The following is a 20,683-nucleotide window of genomic DNA, read 5'->3' on the forward strand; positions in this document are numbered from 1 at the left end:
ATATTTATTATTCAGGATTAAGAATTTGCACTTGCGTAGTCATACCTGTTGGTGGGGGCCGGAGATGTACCCACAATCGGTGGCTCCTCGGTGATCTCGGGGACCGGGCCCAGTTCATATGTCTCAGGTCCCAACCGCGATTCCGACTCGAGAACTTCATCCCACGTAATTTCCCGGCCGGTATAGGCCGCCATCCGCCCCATGATGGCAATTCGGGCCGACTTTATCTGTTCTTCCGAATCATTAATGTAGTCACCGTTCCGGATAGCCGTCACCAGCTCTATATGTTCCTGGACGTAGGGATCCTTCACACTCCATTGGGAATGGACATCCTCTTCCTCCGGGTATGGATACTTCCAGGTCACTTCCCCGTTGTGGTTATAAATCGTTCCACTGGCATCGACACGACCGCGGGTACCGGTAATATACTGCTCTTTCCCGTTGTCGCATCCATTGATCTGCCGGGTGGCACAGTGCACTTTTTTCCCATTCTGGTACTCATAGCTGACGCTAAAATGATCGAACTGATCGCCCGACACCCGCTGGTGACGCCCCCCATACCCGACCGCTTTAACCGGGTGGCCGCCCATATACCAGCTCATTACATCCAGCTCATGGATAAACATCTCAACGTAATGGTCTCCCGAAAGCCAAGTGAAGTTCCCCCAGTTTCGCAGCATATACTCCATGTCAGACCATTCCGGCCGGCGTTCGACCCACCAGAGCGCTCCCCCGTTTCGTATGATATTCGCCCCTACGACTTCGCCTATCGCTCCCCGGGCGACTCTCCGCCGGGTCTCAATATAATCTTTCTGGTATCGACGAATGGTACCGCTGACCATGCAGAGGTTGTTTGCTTTCGCTTTCCGGGTCGTCTCCATCATCAAGCGGGCTCCCGCAGGATCGATGGCCACCGGCTTTTCCTGGAACACATGTTTGCCGGCATCAATGGCCGCTTTCACGTGCCGGGGGCGGAAATGGGGTGGTGTGGCAAGCAGCACCACATCGACGCCGGAATCGATTACCTTTTTGTAGCTGTCAAAGCCGACAAAGCAGTTTTTATCGGCAACTTCAATTCCCCTCGCCGCCTTCAGATGCGAGCGGCACTGGTCCAGCTGATCCCTGAAGACATCCCCCAGGGCCACAATTTCAAGATTGGGTCCTGCGTCATGGAAGTTTATGGCTGCACCCCCACCACGACCGCCACACCCCACCAAACCGGCTTTCAGGACCGGTCCGTCCGGGGCCTGCGAAGCCAGTGAAAGCGCAGTACTCTCCCCGCTCTTCTGCACAGCCCGGCTACCCGCGCAGCTGCTCAACAGTCCTCCTGCGCCGATTGTCCCAAGCGTGCCCAGGGTTACATTTGACAGAAATTCCCGACGACTTTGTCCCTTCTTTTCCATACCATCTATTCCATTTATTTAAGCATTTACCTCACGCCAGATCTTTTGCACATCCGGCGCCCATCCTTTTCCTAAAAAGCGTGCAAAAAAATACTCTGTATTTAAAGAATTAAACAAGGTTCTTATTGAAATAAAAATATAACTTTTTACGCAAATGACATTGCGCTCAGCAATGTCGGGACAAACCTTCTGCATTTTAATTGTAAATCTTCAGCGTGGCAACGACCGGGAGGTGATCTGAGTAGCCGACCCCCCAGCACCCTAAGATCCACCACTTCCACGACATCGCGCATGGCTGCATGCACCAGCAGGTAGTCGATACGTTTTTCGGGATCCCCATACGGATACGTAGCTTCCGGCAGCCCGACATTTTGAGCCATGTCAATCCATTGATCACGCAGTATGTTATAGGGATCCGATCCAGGCGTAAAATTCAGATCTCCCCCCAAGATCACGGGAATATCCGCACCGCTAAAAAACTCATTTATCTTCTGCATCTGTGCCGCCCTGTTCTCCGGGTACTGGTGACAGAGATGCGTCCCTGCAAACAGCAGTTCTCCTCCCTCATCAAGCTCTGTCCGGGCGACCAGCAGTGCCCTTTTCTCTCCCCCTTTGGGTATCGGGAGCATCACTTTCTCTACCGAAACCGGGTGCGGGGTCAATATTCCCTCGCCATATCCGCCACCGTCAAAATTGATTGCCTTGCCGAAATAGCCGTGCATTCCGGTCAGATCAGCCAATTTTTCCACGAGATTTTGTGGCACCCCGTTATTCAGTCTGGCCGACCGGCCGGTGAGGCTGTCCACTTCCTGCAACGCTACAAAATCGGGGCGTTCGTTGCGGATCAGCATGGCGACATCCTCGATATTGCTGCTGCCGGGATTTTCCGGATCTTCCCCGTGATAGATGTTGTAGGTCATCACTTTAATCGTATCCGCTGACTGGCCGATTCCAGCTACAGGCAGCAGGGCCATCAATACCGAAAGCAAAATTGGGGAGGAAAAAGACTTCACAACAGGTCACTTTATTCTTTATAACTGAATTACCACAGTTCAAGCACGCTGAACACCGCCAGATGATCTGACAGGAAGCGGCCGTCCCGAAACGTGGTAAGCGCTGAAATGCTTCGAACTTCCACTCCGTCATTCACAAATACGTAATCGATACGGCGCCCCTGGTTGTCCAGCGATTCGGCGACCTCCCACCCGGAGTAGGTAAAATCGGGTCCCACTGCGGGAATGGTGCTGTGCTGCCAGGCATCCCGCAGAGAAGAACTGGTGAGCGTGCTGTAGGGCCGGCTGCCCGGTTCAACATTGAAATCCCCGGTCAAAACCACCGGGTCGTCACCGGCAATTTTATCAATAATTTGCAGGATCAGCTTCGCACTCTCCGCCCGGGCCTGCTCCCCGCGGTGGTCAAAATGCGTATTAAACACGTACAGTTCGGAACCGGTCGACCTGTCCCGGAACTTACCCCACGTCATGATGCGTGGAAGCGCCGCATCCCACCCCGTACTCACCTGTCCCGGGGTTTCAGAAAGCCATATCGTGCTGTCGGATTCTGCTATAAGCTCGTATTGTCCGGTATCGTAAAAGATGGCGGAATACTCGTCACTCTCTCCCCCCTGGGCACGCCCGATGCCGATGTAATCCATCCCGGCCAGTTCCCGGTCCATATATTCCACCTGGTGAACAAGCGCTTCCTGGGTACCCAGGAAATCGGGATCGAAGAATTTGACCTGGTTCAGCAGCTCCGCTTTGCGGAGGTCCCACCGGTTGTTCCCGTCGTCCGGATTATCGTAGCGAATGTTGTAGGTCATCACTGAAACATTCGTCTGGGCTTTGCTCTCGCTGACACCCGTAAGCATAAGAATCAAAAAACCGAACACCATGTTGGAAAAGAGAATATTCATAATCTGCATTTTTTGGTAACATTAACCTGAACTCGGCATAATGATCTCAACCAGAATGCCTGTTTGCCTTGAAATGGCAAAAAACCAGTCCCTCCTTGAGGAGGGTGGGCCAATCGCGAGAGCCACGCGATTGGGTCGGGAGGTGCAGGTCTGACATAGAGAATAACACCCCTCCCGCCTTTGGCGGCGCTCCCCTGAAGGGGAGATTAAGGACCTGTCCCGGGAAGTTTAGAAACAATTACAAAACAGGAAGTCATATCGAATAGAACTCACATTACATTATTTTGACAGACATTGGATTCCACTGTTTCGCCGGTACGCTACCCGCTGTAGAGCTCCTGGTCTTCCGGCCGGATTTCAATCAGTTTTCTCCATGCTTTATACAAAAATCCACTGGCTGCAATGGCCACCACGGTAATAATCCCTGCCAGCATCCAACGGCCGTAGATCCAATACCCCGTTGCAAACAGCGCCCCATAAACGGCGATACAGCCCAATACCATGCAGAGCATTCCCTGAGGTACCCGCCATGCTTCATCTTCGAGCGGTTCCACATCTTTGCCCTCTGCTTTGGCCTTGTTGACCACCCTTTTCCAGCCGGGTCCGCCGGGCCGTGCAATTTTACAGAAATTCACCAACGTCTCCTCATCTGTCGGGCGCGTCAGGAATGTTACAGAAACCCATCCGATGGTGGTAATGACGATCCCGACGATCAGCTCCTGCCAGCTGGTAAGCTCAGGCAGACCGGTATAAACATGCGCAAACTGGAAATACATCGCCACGGCAAACGAAATAAACATGGCGGCGATTTCGCTGCCGGCGTTGATCCGCCACCAAAACCAGCGCATGATAAACAGCAGCCCCGTACCCGCACCGATCTGCAGGATTATCTGGAAACTGTCGAGGGCATCGCGCAGGAGCAGGGCCAGCGCACCGGCAACGATCATCAGTACAACGGTTGAGATTCGTCCCACGGTTACCAGTTCCTTTTCCGAACTTCCTGGCCGCACAAACCGCTTGTAAAAATCATTGACCAGGTACGAGGATCCCCAGTTCAGGTGCGTTGAAATCGTAGACATGTATGCGGCCGTGAGCGACGCCACGACCAGCCCAAGCCACCCGGTGGGAATAAAAGTTAACATGGCAGGATATCCCATATCATCTCCGGCCACGCTGGAAGCGTTCGGGAAAGCCTCTTTCAGGGATGCGATATCCGGGAATACGATAATGGAGCACAATCCCACAATAATCCACGGCCAGGGACGCAGGGCAAAATGGGCGGCATTAAAAAAGAAGACCGCGGCTATTGAATTATTCTCGTTTTTTGCAGCAAACATCCGCTGGGCTATGTACCCGCCGCCGCCCGGTTCGGCACCCGGGTAATAGACACTCCACCACTGAATAAGCAATGGAATAATAAAGATGCCCATCGCCTGCGAGGGATCGGAAAAATCGGGCAGAATATTAAGCTGGGATACCACTTCTTTGTGTGAGAGCAGCCCCTCCAGCCCTCCAACCTGGGGATGCTGGAGCGCTACATAGGCCGCAATCAAACTTCCGCCGATGGCCAGGAAAAACTGGAAAAAGTCGGTAAGCAATACTCCTTTCAGTCCCCCGAGCGAGCTATACAGCACCGTCACTATTCCTGCAATTACAACCGTCTGCAGCGGGGTAAGCCCCATCAACACGCCGCTTATTTTGATGGCCGCCAGCGATACCGTTGCCATCACCACTACGTTAAAAATAAATCCCAGGTAAACAGAACGGAAACCCCGCAGGAAAGCCGCCATTTTACCACTGTACCGGAGTTCATAAAACTCCACATCAGTCAGCACGCCCGACCGTTTCCAAAGGTTGGCATACACAAACACCGTCAGCATACCGGTCAGCAGGAATGCCCACCATACCCAGTTCCCCGAAACCCCATCGGTACGTACAATATTTGCAACCAAATTCGGGGTGTCGGTCGAAAAGGTGGTGGCAACCATCGATACGCCCAGCAGCCACCAGGGCATATTTTTACCGGCTGCAAAAAACTCGGTAGAATTTTTGCCGGCCTGCCTGGCTACGTAGAGTCCGATGGCCAGCGAAAAAACCATGTAGAGCGCAATAATGAACCAGTCAATTGTTTCTAAAAACACCATGTTCTGTTACTGTTGATGTGGAAGGAGTTAGAAATATGAATCAAACCCGAATGTTGTTCAAGTCTCAACGTCAATCATGACAATACATAAATAAAAAAATTAATGAAAGAGCCTAAGAAGCGGATATAAAAATAAATGGAAGTTTAAACTTTCAAAAAGAAATTAAACGAAAGGTTTTTATTTGTTTTTATTTTCAATTTATTGTCTATTTCAAGATTTGCATACAGGAGGATTCTGCCGTTGTACTATATGGGCTGAAAAAATCGATACGGGAACGGTATGATTGCTCCTGAGTGCTCAAAAATCAAAATATTTGTAAAAATCGTGGTAGCCTGCTTTTTTAGTACATTATAAATTCCATGATTCCTGTAATGGAACCAGGTCGGGTACGGTAATATTTTCAACTTTCTAAACCAATTCGCTGATTATGTCAAAAAATAGCATTGATAGAAAATCCTTTATTAAAAGTGCACTGGGCACCATTGGCCTCTTCTCCATTGTACCCCGGAGCGTATTGGGGGGAACCGGATATACCGCTCCCAGCGACGAGCTTACAAAAGCTGTAATCGGGGTGGGTATGATGGGAAAGGGGCACCTGCGATACCCCGGCGCCCGCCTTTTGGCTGTCTGTGATGTAGACCAGCAACACCTGCAGCAGGCACTGGACATTACGGGGCCCGAGGTGAATGGCTATACCGACTACCGGGAAGTACTGGCCCGGGATGACATTGATATTATACATATCGCCACTCCTCCCCACTGGCACGGCGTTATGGCCAAAGAGGCGGCAGAAGCAGGCAAAGACATCTGGTGCGAAAAGCCGATGACCCGCACCATCGGGGAAGGTCGTAAAGTTGTTGAGGCGGTCCGGGAAAACGGGCGCATCTTCCGGCTGAATACCTGGTTCCGTTTCCGGGATATCTTCTACGGGATGGGAACGCCGGTCAAGCCGATCAAAAAACTGGTGGAAAATGATGTGTTCGGATGGCCTCTAAAGGTTACAATCAACGAGAGCACAGGATTCAACTGGAAATTCAACTGGAGCGGACTTACCAACCTGCCTCCCCAATGGACCCCGGAAACCCTGGATTATGAGCAGTGGCTGGGCCCGGCTCCCTACAAGCCGTACCACCAGCACCGCACCCATGTGACGTTCCGCGGCTATTGGGATTACGACGGGGGCGGCCTGGGAGATATGGGGCAACATTACCTCGATCCCGTGCAGTATATCCTGGACAAAGACCACACCAGTCCCATACGAGTGGTGGCGGATGCCGAGCAGCAGCACCCGGATGCCGTGGGAACCTGGAAGCGGATCGAGATGGAGTATGAGGATGGATGCAAAATCATCCTCGATGGAGAGAACAAAGATACGGACGCCGCTTTTATTGAAGGACCCAACGGCAAACTGAACCGTGGGTTTGAATCTGATATCCCGGATATTCGACGCCTGGCTGCCTCCCTGCCGGATCCGGAACCGCAGATCACTGACTTTAGCCAGGCGGTCCGGAACCGGCAAACGTTCGCTTTAAATGAAGCAAACGGGCACCGGTCCTGCACGCTGGTCAACCTCGGGAAAATCGCCATACGCCTGGGGCGTGAGCTGAAATTCGACCCCGAGAATGAGCAATTTATAGATGACGAAGCGGCCAACCGACTGATCAATCAGCCGATGCGGGCCCCCTGGAAGATATAAGTACTGACTGAAACAAATGCCTGAAATGATATCAAATAAACTAGATCACTCCTCGACAATGAAACGTTTTAACCCAATAATTGTACTCCTGCTGGTCTTTGCAGCAGCCTCCTGCGCGCCGTCCAACCAGGCTGTACAAAGTACCAGCCGGCAACTGACCCCTGACCAGCTCGATAATCTGACGGAAGTTGTCGCCCAGATGCCGGCTGCCGACAAAACCGAACGGGATTGGCTGAACAGCAGGATCCTCGAAATGGGCCCTCCCGCGGTTCACAACCTGGTGGATATGCTCGACGGGACGGCCACCGGGGATGACACCAACGCCCGCTACGCCGTAAACGGTCTCGCAAAATTTGTATCGGATCCCGGAAATGGTGACGGGCGCGCCCAGGTTGAACAAGTAATCCTCGAAGAGCTGCGCGGAGATCACCCGGTCGCGGTTGACATTTTCCTGCTGGAACAGCTTGAACTGATCGGCACGAACCGGTCGGTTCCGCTCCTGCGATCATTCCTGGGAGATGCAGCACTCAACGGCCCGGCGGCCCATGCGCTGCGGAGTATCAATACGGAACAAGCAGCGAACGCACTGGCAGAGGAACTTTCCGACCTAGAAGGCTCCCAAAAAGTCGCCCCCTTGAAAGTGCTTGGCGATATGCAGCGCCCCGTACCCGCCCTCATAAACCAGGCGTCCTCGTTAACCGAAAACAGTGATCCGGATACACGGGACGCACTGCTCTACGCTCTTGCCAACACGGGAGATCCCGGGGCTACCCCGTTCATTTCGGCCGGAGACCCGGTTCAGTACAGGCTTACCCTTGCGCAGCGGCTGGCAGAAGAAGGATACGCGCAGCAAGGCAGCCAACTTGCCCGGGATATCTATGCCGGGGATCATCCCACTCATGTCCAGACGGCAGCACTAACCACCATTTTTGAAGTTGAAGGGGAGATCGCAGCCGGCCTTCTGTTTGATGCCGTGCAGGATCCCAATCCCGAATTACGGGCCGCCTCCCTTTCCCTGATACAGAAAATGGATGGTAGTGAGATTACCGAGAGGCTGGTTGATCAACTTGACCAGAGTAATCCTTCTGTGCAAGCCGACATTATTGAAGCGCTCGGGAAACGCGGTGACAGCTCAGCCTGGTCGGAGGTGAGACCATTTTTACGGGATAGCAATCCAGATGTCCGACTCGCAGCAATCAATGCATCCGTTCCACTCGGGAAAACAGAGTCGATCCCCGTTCTGCTGCAGTCGCTGGACCGTGCCGACCAACCGGGTGAAATTAAGGCGATTCAAACTGCACTCCAGCAACTGCCATCGAAGCCGTTGTACGCCGCTGCAACCCAGCGATGGGCTCGCTTCTCAACCGGGGCGCGGGTCGCTCTTATTGAAATTGTGGGCGAGCGCCAAAGCAGTCAGTATCTTGATGACCTGTTGGGGCAACTCGGCAGTGCCGACCGCCAGGTACGCTTGGCGATCCTCCGTTCCGCAAGAGACATCGCCACCGCGGATGATCTCTCAACCCTGGTGGGACTTTTAAACCAGGCCCGTAATGACCAGGAAATCAACCTTGTCAAGGAAGCGGTGGTACATGTGGCTAATACATCCGGGGAGGAAAACGCGGCCGCTCCTGTTATTGAGGCCCTGGGTAGCGGCTCTGAGAGCCAGTCCGTCCACCTGATAGAAATACTACCGGCGATCGGTGGGCAACAAGCAATGGAGACGGCCATTGAGGCCACAACGCATTCAAACGGAGAAATTCAGTCAGCTGCAAAAACGGCGCTGGCAAACTGGCCTGAAGCCGATGCCATCCAGCCGCTTAAAACCGTGATCCAAAATACCTCTCCGTCAGAACGTCCCGCACTTGTTGACGGCTATATCCGGCTTGTACGGGATTCCAGGTATTCGGACTCTGATAAAGTGCAATTTCTAACGGACGCCATTGAAATCGTATCTGGAAATGAACAAAAGAGTACACTGCTGGAAGCACTTTCAGGCATCCAGTCCACGGCCTCTTTAAAAGCGGTGGCTCACTATTTTGACAGCCATGATGAACCGGTCAGGAATGAAGCGCTCCGTTCTGCTGCCGAGATACTGGCGCCTTCCTACAATTTTGCCAATGAGTTTGACGGTACTGACAAAACACTTGCGGTACTGGAGGCTACCACGGACAGCACCACAAGAGCACAAATAGAGCAGTTTATCGGTGAGATCCAAACCCAGGAGCAGGCTGCCGAAGGCTTTACCTCGTTGTTCAACGGGGAAAACCTTTCCGGCTGGACCGGCGACACGGAGGCCTACCAAGTCCGCGACGGCCAGCTGATCCACCGGGATGGGGAAAGTGGCAATATTTTTACCACGCAGGAGTACAGCGACTTTATCCTGCGTTTTCAATTCAAGCTGACGCCCGGGGCCAACAATGGCCTGGCAATTCGGTCGCCATTGCAGGGTAATCCCGCCTACGAGGGCATGGAACTTCAGATCCTGGACAATACCGCCGAGAAGTATACCGATCTCCAGCCTTACCAGTATCATGGTTCCGTATATGGCGTTGCCCCGGCACAGCGCGGCCACCTGAAACCGGTCGGTGAGTGGAATACGCAGGAAGTCATCGCCAACGGTTCGCAGATTACGGTCAAGCTCAACGGCGTGACCATCCTGGATACCAACCTCGAGGAGGCCGCCACCCCCAACACGGTGGATGGAGAAGAGCATCCCGGATTATTGCGTACCAGCGGGCATATCGGCTTTCTTGGCCACGGTGATGAAGTCGCTTTCCGGAATATCCAGGTACGCGACCTGAATGTTTACTACCCGGATTATTCCGGCGATACGGAAGTGGGCGGAGGGATGAACCACCCGCCCGAAGGCTTTACGGCCCTGTTTAACGGAGAAAATCTCGATGGCTGGAAAGGACTCGTCGAAAATCCCGAAGTACGCGCTCAAATGAGTAAAGAGGAACTGGCTGAAGCCCAAAAAGAGGCCGACCGCATCATGCAGCAGCACTGGTCGGTCCGTGACGGCATCCTCTTTTTCGACGGCAATGGTGAAAGTCTGGCCACTGAAAAAGATTACAAGGATTTTGAGATGCTCCTGGACTGGAAAATTGAGCCGGGCGGCGACAGTGGCGTCTACCTGCGCGGTACGCCCCAGGTTCAGATCTGGGACATCACGCAGTGGCCGGTCGGCTCCGGTGGACTTTACAACAACCAAAATCACCTGAGTGAGCCGCTGGTAAATGCCGATAATCCGGTTGGTGAGTGGAATCATATGCGAATTAAAATGATTGGTGAGCGCGTGACTGTGCACCTGAACGGTCAGCTCGTGGTACCAAATGTTGTGCTCGAAAATTACTGGAACCGCGACAAGCCGATCTACCCGGAAGGACAGATCGAACTGCAGGCGCACAATACGCCGCTGTATTTTAAAAATGTATTTATTCGTGAGATACCGCGTACGGAACCGCTGTTCAACGGCGAAGACCTTGCCGGCTGGGAGCGGGTCGGCGGCAATGCCGGAAGCTGGAACGCCGATGACGGCCTGCTTTATACTAAAGGCGACGGAGAAGAATGGGAAAAAGGCGCCGGGGGCGGATGGCTTTCGACTACGGAAATGTACGATAATTTCAAGCTGGAGCTTGAATACCGGCTGCCGGAAGGCGGAAACAGCGGTGTTTTCCTTCGAGCTCCGCACCAGGACGACCCCGCTTACCAGGGACTCGAAATTCAACTGCTGGATGATTATGCAGACCAATATGCGGGTCTGCAGCCCTGGCAATATACCGGCAGTATCTACGATATCAAGGCGCCCTCCAGGCGCGTATCCAAACCGGCCGGCGAATGGCAACAAATGGTGATCGTGGCAGACGGCCCGAATATCAAGGTAACGCTGAATGGCCAGTTGATTCTCAACACAAGCCTTGTGAATCACCTGAAAAAGGTGACGGAGCATCCGGGTCTGAAACGCAGGAAAGGCTATATCGGCCTGCAAAATCATAATTCGCGCGTGGAATTCAGAAACATCAACATTACTGAAATCAAATAACATACACCCGGGTATGGGACAAAATGACCAGACGAAATACTCGGGCCTTAACATTTTATCTCAATATGTTCATTCAAACATCCATGAAGATATCCAACATTATACTCGCAACGGTATCAATGCTTATTTTCTCACTTGCTGCCGGCAGCTCGCTGGCTCAATCCGGCATTCCGGGTGCTGAAGCTGCCGGGCAATGGGATATAACAATAGAAACGCCGGACGGACAATTGCCCTCCTGGCTGGAAATCAAGACCTCCGGTAACCAGGCGCTTGTCGGCCGGTATGTGGGCGCCGCGGGCAGTGCTCGTCCTATTTCGGAGATAAAGTATGATGAGCAAAGCGATACCTACAGTTTTACCATTCCGCCACAATGGATGCAGCAGTATCCCGACCCTCATTTCGTATTTGCACTAAACGACGGCACCCTTTCGGGATGGACGATCGGGCCCGATGGCAACAAGCTGGAATGGACAGGAGTGCGGGCGCCTTCCCTGGTGCGGGATGAAAAACCGGAATGGGGCCAGCCAATCGACCTGCTCGATCAGGATCTTTCCCAGTGGATCATTCCGAAAAACAACCAGTTCCGAATGGAAAACGGCATCCTGGTGAACCCGGAAGCGGGCGGCAACCTGGTAACCAAACAGAAATTCGACGATTTCAAGCTGCATGTGGAGTTCCGGTACCCGGAAGGCAGCAACAGCGGAATTTATCTCCGGGGACGATATGAAGTGCAGATCGCCGATAATTACGGGGTTGAACCGGAAAGTCACTACATCGGCGGCATCTACGGTTTTATTGATCCCACGGTTAATGCGGCCAAAAAAGCGGGCGAATGGCAAACCTACGACATCACGCTGAGCGGCCGGATGGTGACCGTGGAACTCAACGGAACCGAAGTAATCTGCAACCGACCCATTCCCGGCATCACGGGCGGGGCGCTCGACAGTAACGAAGGAGAACCCGGCCCGGTCATGCTGCAGGGCGACCATGGACCTATTGAATTCAGGAAAATTATTATTACACCCGCTACAAATCGATAATGACAGGTAACCTGTCAAAAACATTTTAAATGTTCGCCTTCACTCATTGTCGCAAAACTTAAATGAAGAATCATCTATAGCTTTTTCGCCACGTGATAGGGCCAAAACCATTGCTGCACGACAATCTATTTAAGATCAAATGGATGTAATACAGATTATTCAGCAGGCATTAGTAGATAGACAATCCTGGGACCTTTGCTGAACCTGCTATTTTATTGGGTGGTAGTTGTACACCCAACCTTATTGAACTTTTAACGGGAGAGCAAAACTCCCTCAGAACAAAGAATTGAGGCTTGTGCAAAGCCCTATCCTTTAAATAGAATTTTATCGAATTACTCAACCATTTAAAGCAGATTGAGATGAAAGTACAACGACTTTTAATTCTATTATCCATTGCAGCCATTGTTGCAGGCTGCGGTTCGCCAGATCAGGTCAAACGCCAAACGTTGAGCCTCATACCCGAACCAGTACACAAGCAAGTCAACCAGGGGCAGTTTCAACTTACCCCTGAAACCTCGATCGTTGTGGATGAAGGCAATGCCGAACTCGAGGAACTGGGAGAATTCCTGGCTAAATTGATCAACTCGGCTACCTGGTACTCTCTGGAGGTAACCACTTCCGCCAGCAACGAAAACAGCATCCGTCTAACCATCGACGACGAGGGAAGCTATCAAAATAAGGAGGCGTACATCCTGACCTCTGATGAAGAGGGAGTAACTATTCAGTCGCCCTCCGCTCAAGGCGTTTTTTACGGTGTTCAAACGCTGCGGCAGCTTCTTCCGCCCGAGATAGAGCACACCGATCCGTCACTGACACCGCAGGACGTAGAGTGGATGGTACCTGCCGTGGAGATTGATGATTATCCCCGATTTACCTACCGCGGCATGCACCTGGATGTGGCCCGCCATTTCTTTCCGGTCGAGTTTGTTAAAAAATATATCGACATCCTGGCTATGTACAAGATGAACCGGTTCCACTGGCACCTGACAGAAGACCAGGGCTGGCGTATCGAAATCGAGCAGTATCCCAGGCTCACAGAAGTGGGAGCGTGGCGCGATTCCACGCTGGTGGGCCATTACGGCTCCGGCATCTATGACGGGGAGCGCTACGGCGGATACTACACTCAGGAAGAGATCCGGGAAGTCGTTGAATATGCCCGGGACCGGTATGTCACGATCATCCCCGAAATTGAGATGCCCGGTCATTCCAGTGCCGCCCTCGCCGCCTACCCACAGTTTGGCTGCCGGGAAGACGGTGATTACCAGGTACAGACGACATGGGGTATTTTCGAGGATATTTACTGTCCCAGGGAAGAAACCTTTAAATTCCTGGAGGATGTGCTGACCGAAACGATGGAACTGTTTCCCAGCGAATACATCCATATCGGTGGCGATGAAGCGCCCAAGGCGCAGTGGGAAGAGAGCGAAGTGGCGCAACAAGTGATCCAGCGCGAGGGACTGGAGGACGAGCACGAACTGCAGAGCTACTTTATCACCCGCATGGAGCGTTTTCTCAATGAGCATGGACGACAGATTATCGGGTGGGATGAGATCCTTGAGGGCGGCCTGGCCCCCAACGCCACGGTCATGAGCTGGCGCGGAATCGAAGGCGGCATCGCTGCCGCCAGGCAGGGGCACGACGTCGTAATGACCCCCACCTCCCACGTCTACCTGGACTACTACCAGGCCGACCCGCAGACCGAGCCCCTTGCTATCGGTGGGTTTACCACCCTGAAAAAAACCTACTCCTTTGAACCGGTGCCCGACGTACTTAACGAAGAGGAGGCTCAACACGTACTGGGGGCCCAGGGCAATGTATGGACCGAGTATATAAAGTCGCCCGACAAGGCCGAGTATATGGCATACCCGCGCGCAATGGCGATCGCAGAACTGGACTGGACCCCAAAATCAAAGAAAAACTTTACCCTGTTCTGGAGGCGCCTGCAGAACCATTTTAAGCGGTTTGACATCATGGATATCAACGCCGCCGAACATTACAGGGGGACCATGCCCGTATTGAACAACGAGTAAACCTCCCACCCTGCTTTAAGCCCGGTCGTCGGCCATGACGACCGGGCCTTTTTTATGACGGTTACCTTTATTCCGTTCGCCTTTAACCAGGAAAAACGAATGCGACTGCATTCAGGGAACAGTAAAAACACAACATCAGATGCTGAAAATAATGAGATCCCCTATTTGCCTGTTACCCACGATATTTTATCTTACGTATAGATGGGTTAACAATCATTTAGTTGGAGTGATATAATGGGTAATATTCTACAGGCTACAGCAGGGAAAACTGCTATCTTTATTCTTATCCTTTTTACGGGAACAGCAAGTCTGGGCCAGGGGCAGGCACTGCTCTCACAAAACAGCTCAACTGCCGTTCTTACCGTTACGGAGGAGCAAGACTCCCTCTCCCCGCTTGACAAATATGACGAGCGGTTGCAAACTCTTGTTGCCTACCTCAAGCAACAGGGATATACCATCGGCTCGCTGTTGGAGGATGAACGGTTCGAAATTTATGAAAAGATCGGGGATCGCTTCCGGAATTCAGCCGAAAAAAAATCCCTGGGTATGGAGCAATACAAGCGCATACTGGGATTTGAGCACAAAAAACGGAACATTACCAGCTTTATGGAAACCCACACCGAACAACTCCAAAAAGCGGAAGAAACGTACGGAATTTCGAAATATGTGATTGCCGCCATCATTGGAATTGAGTCAGATTTCGGAAAGAACTTTGGTAGCTACAACCCCTTTAATTCGTATGTTTCGATGTATCTGGTGGATTACCGGGCTGATTTTGCGCAAGCCCAGCTCAAGGAGCTGCTGGATTTTACCACCCGTAACAAGCTGGATGTTTTTGAACTGAAATCAAGTTATGCCGGGGCGATGTCATATGGTCAATTCATCCCCTATTCCATCAATAAATGGTTTGTTGGCAGCGACATTTTTGACGTTAACAACAACATCCTCTCTATCGCCAACTACCTGTCATATTTTAAAGAGCGGACCGGCAGCATCGAAACCGCGGTGCTCCGGTACAATCCCAGCAGCCTGTACCGCGATGCCGTTCTCTCTCTTGCCCGTGAAGCCGAGGAGATGCATACCAATACAACAAGACGATAGCTCACCCTCTTACTCCAAAAAAATGGGCCCACGCTCCGTGTGGAAGCTCGTTTAGACGCGACATGCAGCCTGGTTTCTGTACTGGATTTTACTTCGGCTTCCGCGTCCCATTCAAGGCCGTGAGAGCAGGCAATTTTCATTCGCCCCTGGACAAACTTTCAACCTGCAACCTTCAGCTTTAAACCTTCCTCCCCCCTTCGAAATTCATCCTTCTTCATTCTGAATTTACAATTCCCGACCGGTGATTTGTTGGCTTCGTTTATATTCATAAAAAAGGAATGCTCCCTGCCAAGAAAAATGGCTTTCGTTACTTTTTAATAGCGCAAGATCCTGACTGGGCATCCTAGCATATACCGGTTAGCAACTTGTTCCTACCCATCTACTGGCCTAATCATAGATTTCTCCTTCTCCAGGGAGGAACGCATTTATCCCATGAATAGCCAATAAAAAAAGCCCCACTCCCGAAACGGGAATGAGGCCTTAATATGTTCAGACGCACGAAAAGTCTGAGTGGTTAAACAGGTCGGCTTACATCATGCCGCCCATGCCACCCATTCCTCCCATGCCGCCCATACCGCCAGGCATTCCGCCACCGCCGGCAGGTCCGTCATCATCGTCATCATCGCCTTTGCCAGGCTTGTCAGAGACGAGGGCCTCAGTGGTCAGCATCAGTCCGGCTACAGAAGCGGCGTTTTGGAGAGCCGTTCGGGCTACTTTCGTCGGGTCGATCACACCGGCTCCAATCAGGTCTTCGTACACATCGGTACGAGCGTTGTAGCCGAATGCATCTTTTCCTTCTTTCACCTTCTGAACAACGATAGAGCCTTCGGCACCGGCATTATCAGCGATACTTCGCAGCGGTGCTTCAAGCGCACGCCGGATAATATCGAATCCTACCTGCTGATCCGGGTTTTCTCCTTCAAGATCATCCAGGGCTTTCTGTGCACGGATAAAGGCAACTCCGCCACCGGGTACGATACCTTCTTCAACGGCAGCCCGGGTAGCGTGAAGCGCATCTTCTACGCGTGCTTTCTTCTCTTTCATCTCAACCTCGGAAGCCGCGCCGATATTCAGCACAGCCACGCCGCCGCTCAGCTTGGCAAGGCGTTCCTGCAGTTTTTCGCGGTCATAGTCAGACGTGGTGCTTTCGATCTGACCTTTAATCTGGTTGATGCGCGCCTTGATATCCTTGTCGTTACCCTGGCCGCCAACAATTGTCGTGGTGTCTTTGTCCACGTTGACGCGGTCAGCCGTACCAAGATAATCAAGCGTAGCATTTTCAAGCTTGTATCCACGCTCCTCAGAGATCACGGTACCGCCGGTAAGGATAGCGATATCTTCGAGCATCTGCTTGCGACGGTCGCCAAAGCCAGGAGCTTTGACCGCAGCAATCTTCAGTGAACCGCGCAGTTTGTTAACAACCAGTGTAGCCAGTGCTTCGCCTTCGATATCCTCGGCGATGATCAACAGCGGCTTGTTGGTTTGGATCACTTTTTCAAGGATGGGAAGCAGATCCTTCATGTTGGAGATCTTGCTGTCGAAGATCAGGATCTGGGGCTCTTCCATTGCAGCGACCATATTCTCAGAATCGGTCACAAAGTACGGGGAAAGATAGCCGCGGTCGAACTGCATACCTTCAACCGTTTCGAGATGGGTTTCGATACCTTTGGCTTCTTCAACCGTTATAACACCATCTTTACCCACTTTTTCCATCGCATCGGCAATCAGGTTGCCGATCGTTTCGTCATTATTGGCAGAAATAGTACCAACCTGGGCGATCTCGTTTCGGTCGCTGATCTCCTTGCTTTGTGCCTGGAGACTGGCAACAATAGCGTCAACAGCCTTTTCGATACCCCGTTTCAATTCCATCGGGTTGGCACCGGCCGTTACGTTTTTCAGTCCCGTTTGAATAATGGACTGGGCAAGCACGGTAGCAGTGGTGGTTCCATCACCAGCGTTATCGCTCGTTTTGGAAGCAACCTGCTTTACCATCTGAGCTCCCATATTTTCACGCTTGTTGGAAAGCTCAATCTCTTTAGCAACCGTTACACCGTCTTTGGTTACGGTTGGCGCGCCAAATGATTTTTCAATTACAACGTTGCGTCCACGTGGGCCCAACGTAACCTTGACAGCATTCGCCAGCTTGTCAACGCCGCGCTTTAGCGCATCGCGGGCTTCCATATCGTAGTGAACTAATTTTGCAGACATAGTTCTCCTGTAGTTTGATTAATTTTCAGTTTTATAATTTTGAAAAAATTCGTGAATTGCATTAGGAAACAATTCCTAAAATATCGGCTTCTCGCATTATCAGGTATTCCTCACCATCCAATGTAATTTCGGTACCTGAGTACTTGCCATACAGAACTTTGTCGCCTTCGGCAACCGACATGTCGATCTTGGTTCCATTTTCTACCTTTCCCGGACCGGCAGCTACCACAGTACCTTTTTGAGGTTTTTCTTTAGCTGTATCCGGGATAATAATACCCGAACTTGTCTTTTCTTCGGCGGGTTCAGGCTGAACCAACACGCGATCACTCAAGGGTTTAATTTTTGTTTTAGCCATATGTATGACTCCCTAATTTAAGTTAATAGTTGAAGTTGAAAATTCAGTTCCATGTAATTTTTTGACTCAGTCCATTACAACATCACTGAGTATCTCAGGTACATATATGAGCAAGTACCGTACCAAACTTTGGGGAATGGATAAAAATGTTATCAACAAACACTGAAAGGGTGGTTTGCCGGCTGAAACATGCCAATTACAAAATATTGGTCAATGTCAACTAATTTTGGAAGCCGAAATTTCAGGTCAAAATGCCATCTTCCTCAAGAAGGGCTGTCAACTTTTCATAAACAGATGGCTCCCAGGCTTCTGCCCGTTTGTCAAAATCGAAGCCATCGGGCAGGGCGCTCTTGTCGATAATCGGTTTAAGCGCGTTACTCAGCTTTTTTCTGCGCTGGTTAAAGGCGGTGCGAACCACCGTTTTGAGATGCGGATCGGAGCACGTAAGCGGCCCCTGGTCAAAACGCAGTCGCACCATGGCGCTGTCTACGTTGGGCTGGGGAGTAAAGACCTGGCGGGGCACCTCGAACAGGATTTCGGGCGTGCACATCAGCTGCGTCTGCACGCTGAGTATTCCGTAGTCTTTTGTACGGATATTGGCGACCAGTCGCTCGGCCACCTCCTTCTGCATCATCAGCAGGGCGTCAGCAAGCAGTGCACGATTTTCCAGCAGAAGAAACAGGATCTGGCTGGTTATATAGTAGGGCAGGTTCCCGATTACATGGGTCTTCTCTTTTTCAAGGACGAGCTCTTCAAAATCTATATCAAGAATGTCTTTGTGGAGGATCCTCAATTCCGGGAATTTCTGCTTCAGCACCTCAACCGCCCGCTGGTCCAGTTCAACTGCTACGACATCCTCATACCGTTTCAATAGACCCTCCGTCAGCAGGCCGGTACCCGGACCGATTTCAATTATGCGGTGCCCCGGGCCCGCATTCAGCGCACCCGCAATTTTCTCAATCATGTTGGTATCTTTTAAAAAATGCTGGCCTAAACTTTTTTTTGGACGGATACTCATTTTTGGCTGTTAGTTATTGGTAATTGATTCTTTGTTTTAAATATGATTCAACCCGGGTTTGTTTATACCTGTACTGGGAGCTTTGGTTCGTGACCTCAGGCTTTCTTTAAATATTCACTCTTCCTTATGCCTGCTTTAACGTAATCTATCCTGCATTCCTTTGCGAGCTTCAGCTCGCGTTACCTTTTTCGATTCCATTGTCATTACTTCTCATAACCACTTGTGTTACTCTGGCATCCGTGCTTCTCACGTTTTTCAAACCCTTTTTGCTTCGAGGAACTGTTTAAATTAATTTGTTCAAAATATTCACACAACATTGGGCAAACAACATTTATTTATGGATATCAATCCCCTTGAAACCGAAGAGATCGGCATAAAGACTCTAGAGCAGCGGTTGATGAAATCCAACTCCGAGATCTCCCTGAAAATAGGTCTGCCGAAAGAGGTCAACAATGATGAACGTCGCCTTTCCCTGACCCCGGGCGGCGTGTCGGTGCTGGTGGCCAACGGGCACGAGGTGTTTATCGAAAAGGGGGCTGGCGAGGAAGCCAATTTTGACGATACCGAGTTTGCGGATGCCGGTGCAGAAATCACCTACAGCGTGGACGAACTCTATAAAAAGTCGGAGTTGATTGTGAAGGTGGCGCCCCCAAGCGAGGATGAATTTGATCTGCTGGAACCAGATCAAACGCTTATCTCGGCACTGCACCTGGGTAATACCACGGAAGATTTTATGGATCTGCTCATTAAAAAAAACATCACCGCCATCGGGTACGAATTTATCCAGGGCGAAGACAAGGAGTTCCCGATCGTGCGGATGATGCATGAGATCACCGGCTCGATGTCGGTTCAAATTGCGGCCCATTACCTTGAGAAAAATGACGGCGGCCAGGGTATCATGCTGGGCGGCATCTCCGGCATCCCCCCCGCTACTGTATTGATTCTTGGTGCAGGGATCACCGCGGAGTATTCCGCGCGTACCGCCCTCGGCTACGGGGCCCAGGTTTTTGTGATGGACAACGACCTGGCCAAGCTGCGCCACCTCGAAAATGCGCTCGACCGCCGCATTATCACCGCCACGGCCAACTACCAGTACCTCAGTTCTGCCCTGCAATACGCGGATGTGGTGATTGGAGCGGCGATGTCAGAGGGAGAGAGGGCCCCGGTCCTGGTTACGGAAACGATGGTTGCCAACATGAAACCGGGCAGCGTAATTGTGGATACGGTGATCGACCAGGGCGGGTGCATCGCCACCAGCCGGGCGACCGTGCATTCCGATCCCGTGTACAAAAAGCATGATGTCATCCACTACTGTGTGCCCAACATACCATCCAACGTCGCCCGAACCGCCACCTACGCCCTGAACAACGTTATTGCCCCCTACCTGCTTTCGATTGGGGATGCCGGGGGAATCAAGCAGTGCCTGTGGTCGAATACGGCGCTCAGAAACGGGACCTACGTGTATAAGAAGCATCTCACCAAAAAATCCCTGGCCGATATTTTTGACATGCCCTACCGTGAAATTGAGATGCTGATCGCCAGCCAGATTTAGTTATTTGTTATTCGTAACCAGTTATTAGTTTACAGGTGTGCAATCAATTGATATACTCGATCAACAGAAACAGCATTCCATCTTAGATACACAAATAAGGGGCCTTTGCAGAACCTGCTATTTTGTTGGGAGGTAGCTGTACTACCGACCTTTATGACCTTTAAACGGGAATACAATGCCTT

General features: G+C 51.5%; 13 protein-coding genes. 6 read left to right on the plus strand and 7 right to left on the minus strand.

All coding sequences use genetic code 11. From position 1 onward, the window contains the following. Window positions 1–17: 17 nt before the first annotated feature. The 4 genes from ACG2E4_RS13100 to ACG2E4_RS13115 all read right to left on the minus strand — a co-directional run bounded on the left by ACG2E4_RS13100 (window position 18) and on the right by ACG2E4_RS13115 (window position 5,459). On the minus strand, window positions 18–1,403 hold the full coding sequence (locus ACG2E4_RS13100; RefSeq protein WP_395276836.1) for a Gfo/Idh/MocA family protein: 1,386 nt from the start codon (window positions 1,401–1,403) through the stop codon (window positions 18–20). A 146-nt stretch (window positions 1,404–1,549) separates the two neighbouring features. Next, entirely contained in the window at window positions 1,550–2,416 is an 867-nt protein-coding gene (locus ACG2E4_RS13105; RefSeq protein WP_395276837.1) for an endonuclease/exonuclease/phosphatase family protein, read from the minus strand. Window positions 2,417–2,445: 29 nt separating this feature from the next. Beyond that, on the minus strand, window positions 2,446–3,315 hold the full coding sequence (locus ACG2E4_RS13110) for an endonuclease/exonuclease/phosphatase family protein (protein ID WP_395276838.1): 870 nt from the start codon (window positions 3,313–3,315) through the stop codon (window positions 2,446–2,448). 320 nt (window positions 3,316–3,635) lie between these two features. Continuing rightward, a complete protein-coding gene (locus ACG2E4_RS13115) occupies window positions 3,636–5,459 on the minus strand; it encodes a sodium:solute symporter family protein (RefSeq protein WP_395261625.1) in 1,824 nt (607 codons plus the stop codon). A gap of 427 nt (window positions 5,460–5,886) precedes the next feature. On the opposite strand from ACG2E4_RS13115, the gene ACG2E4_RS13120 reads away from it, so the two are divergent. The 5 genes from ACG2E4_RS13120 (at window position 5,887) to ACG2E4_RS13140 (ending at window position 15,368) form a co-directional block, all read left to right on the plus strand. Continuing rightward, window positions 5,887–7,155 carry a Gfo/Idh/MocA family oxidoreductase gene (locus ACG2E4_RS13120; protein ID WP_395276839.1) on the plus strand — a complete coding sequence of 423 codons (1,269 nt, stop codon included), beginning with the start codon at window positions 5,887–5,889 and terminating at the stop codon, window positions 7,153–7,155. 58 nt (window positions 7,156–7,213) lie between these two features. Next, a complete protein-coding gene (locus tag ACG2E4_RS13125; protein WP_395276840.1) occupies window positions 7,214–11,197 on the plus strand; it encodes a DUF1080 domain-containing protein in 3,984 nt (1,327 codons plus the stop codon). Between the two features lie 83 nt (window positions 11,198–11,280). Beyond that, window positions 11,281–12,237: a DUF1080 domain-containing protein gene (locus ACG2E4_RS13130; RefSeq protein WP_395276841.1), complete on the plus strand. Its 957-nt coding sequence runs from the start codon at window positions 11,281–11,283 to the stop codon at window positions 12,235–12,237. Window positions 12,238–12,596: 359 nt separating this feature from the next. Continuing rightward, on the plus strand, window positions 12,597–14,267 hold the full coding sequence (locus tag ACG2E4_RS13135; protein WP_395276842.1) for a beta-N-acetylhexosaminidase: 1,671 nt from the start codon (window positions 12,597–12,599) through the stop codon (window positions 14,265–14,267). Window positions 14,268–14,501: 234 nt separating this feature from the next. After that, the gene (locus ACG2E4_RS13140; RefSeq protein WP_395276843.1) at window positions 14,502–15,368 is read left to right on the plus strand and encodes a lytic murein transglycosylase; all 867 of its coding nucleotides are present in this window, start codon (window positions 14,502–14,504) and stop codon (window positions 15,366–15,368) included. A gap of 528 nt (window positions 15,369–15,896) precedes the next feature. Here ACG2E4_RS13140 and groL read toward each other — a convergent pair. The 3 genes from groL to rsmA form a co-directional block, all read right to left on the minus strand. After that, the gene (gene groL, locus ACG2E4_RS13145; RefSeq protein WP_395276844.1) at window positions 15,897–17,576 is read right to left on the minus strand and encodes a chaperonin GroEL; all 1,680 of its coding nucleotides are present in this window, start codon (window positions 17,574–17,576) and stop codon (window positions 15,897–15,899) included. A 61-nt stretch (window positions 17,577–17,637) separates the two neighbouring features. Continuing rightward, window positions 17,638–17,931 (minus strand): co-chaperone GroES, encoded by a 294-nt coding sequence (gene groES, locus ACG2E4_RS13150; RefSeq protein WP_310685076.1) that lies wholly within the window; start codon window positions 17,929–17,931, stop codon window positions 17,638–17,640. A 241-nt stretch (window positions 17,932–18,172) separates the two neighbouring features. Next, window positions 18,173–18,949, minus strand: a complete 777-nt coding sequence (gene rsmA, locus ACG2E4_RS13155; protein ID WP_395276845.1) for a 16S rRNA (adenine(1518)-N(6)/adenine(1519)-N(6))-dimethyltransferase RsmA — start codon at window positions 18,947–18,949, stop codon at window positions 18,173–18,175. Window positions 18,950–19,286: 337 nt separating this feature from the next. On the opposite strand from rsmA, the gene ACG2E4_RS13160 reads away from it, so the two are divergent. Then, window positions 19,287–20,501, plus strand: a complete 1,215-nt coding sequence (locus ACG2E4_RS13160; protein WP_395261617.1) for an alanine dehydrogenase — start codon at window positions 19,287–19,289, stop codon at window positions 20,499–20,501. Window positions 20,502–20,683 lie beyond the last annotated feature (182 nt).

The organism is Halalkalibaculum sp. DA384 (assembly GCF_043951955.1).
In the GTDB taxonomy this organism is placed as follows: Bacteria; Bacteroidota; Rhodothermia; order Balneolales; family Balneolaceae; genus JAMQKA01.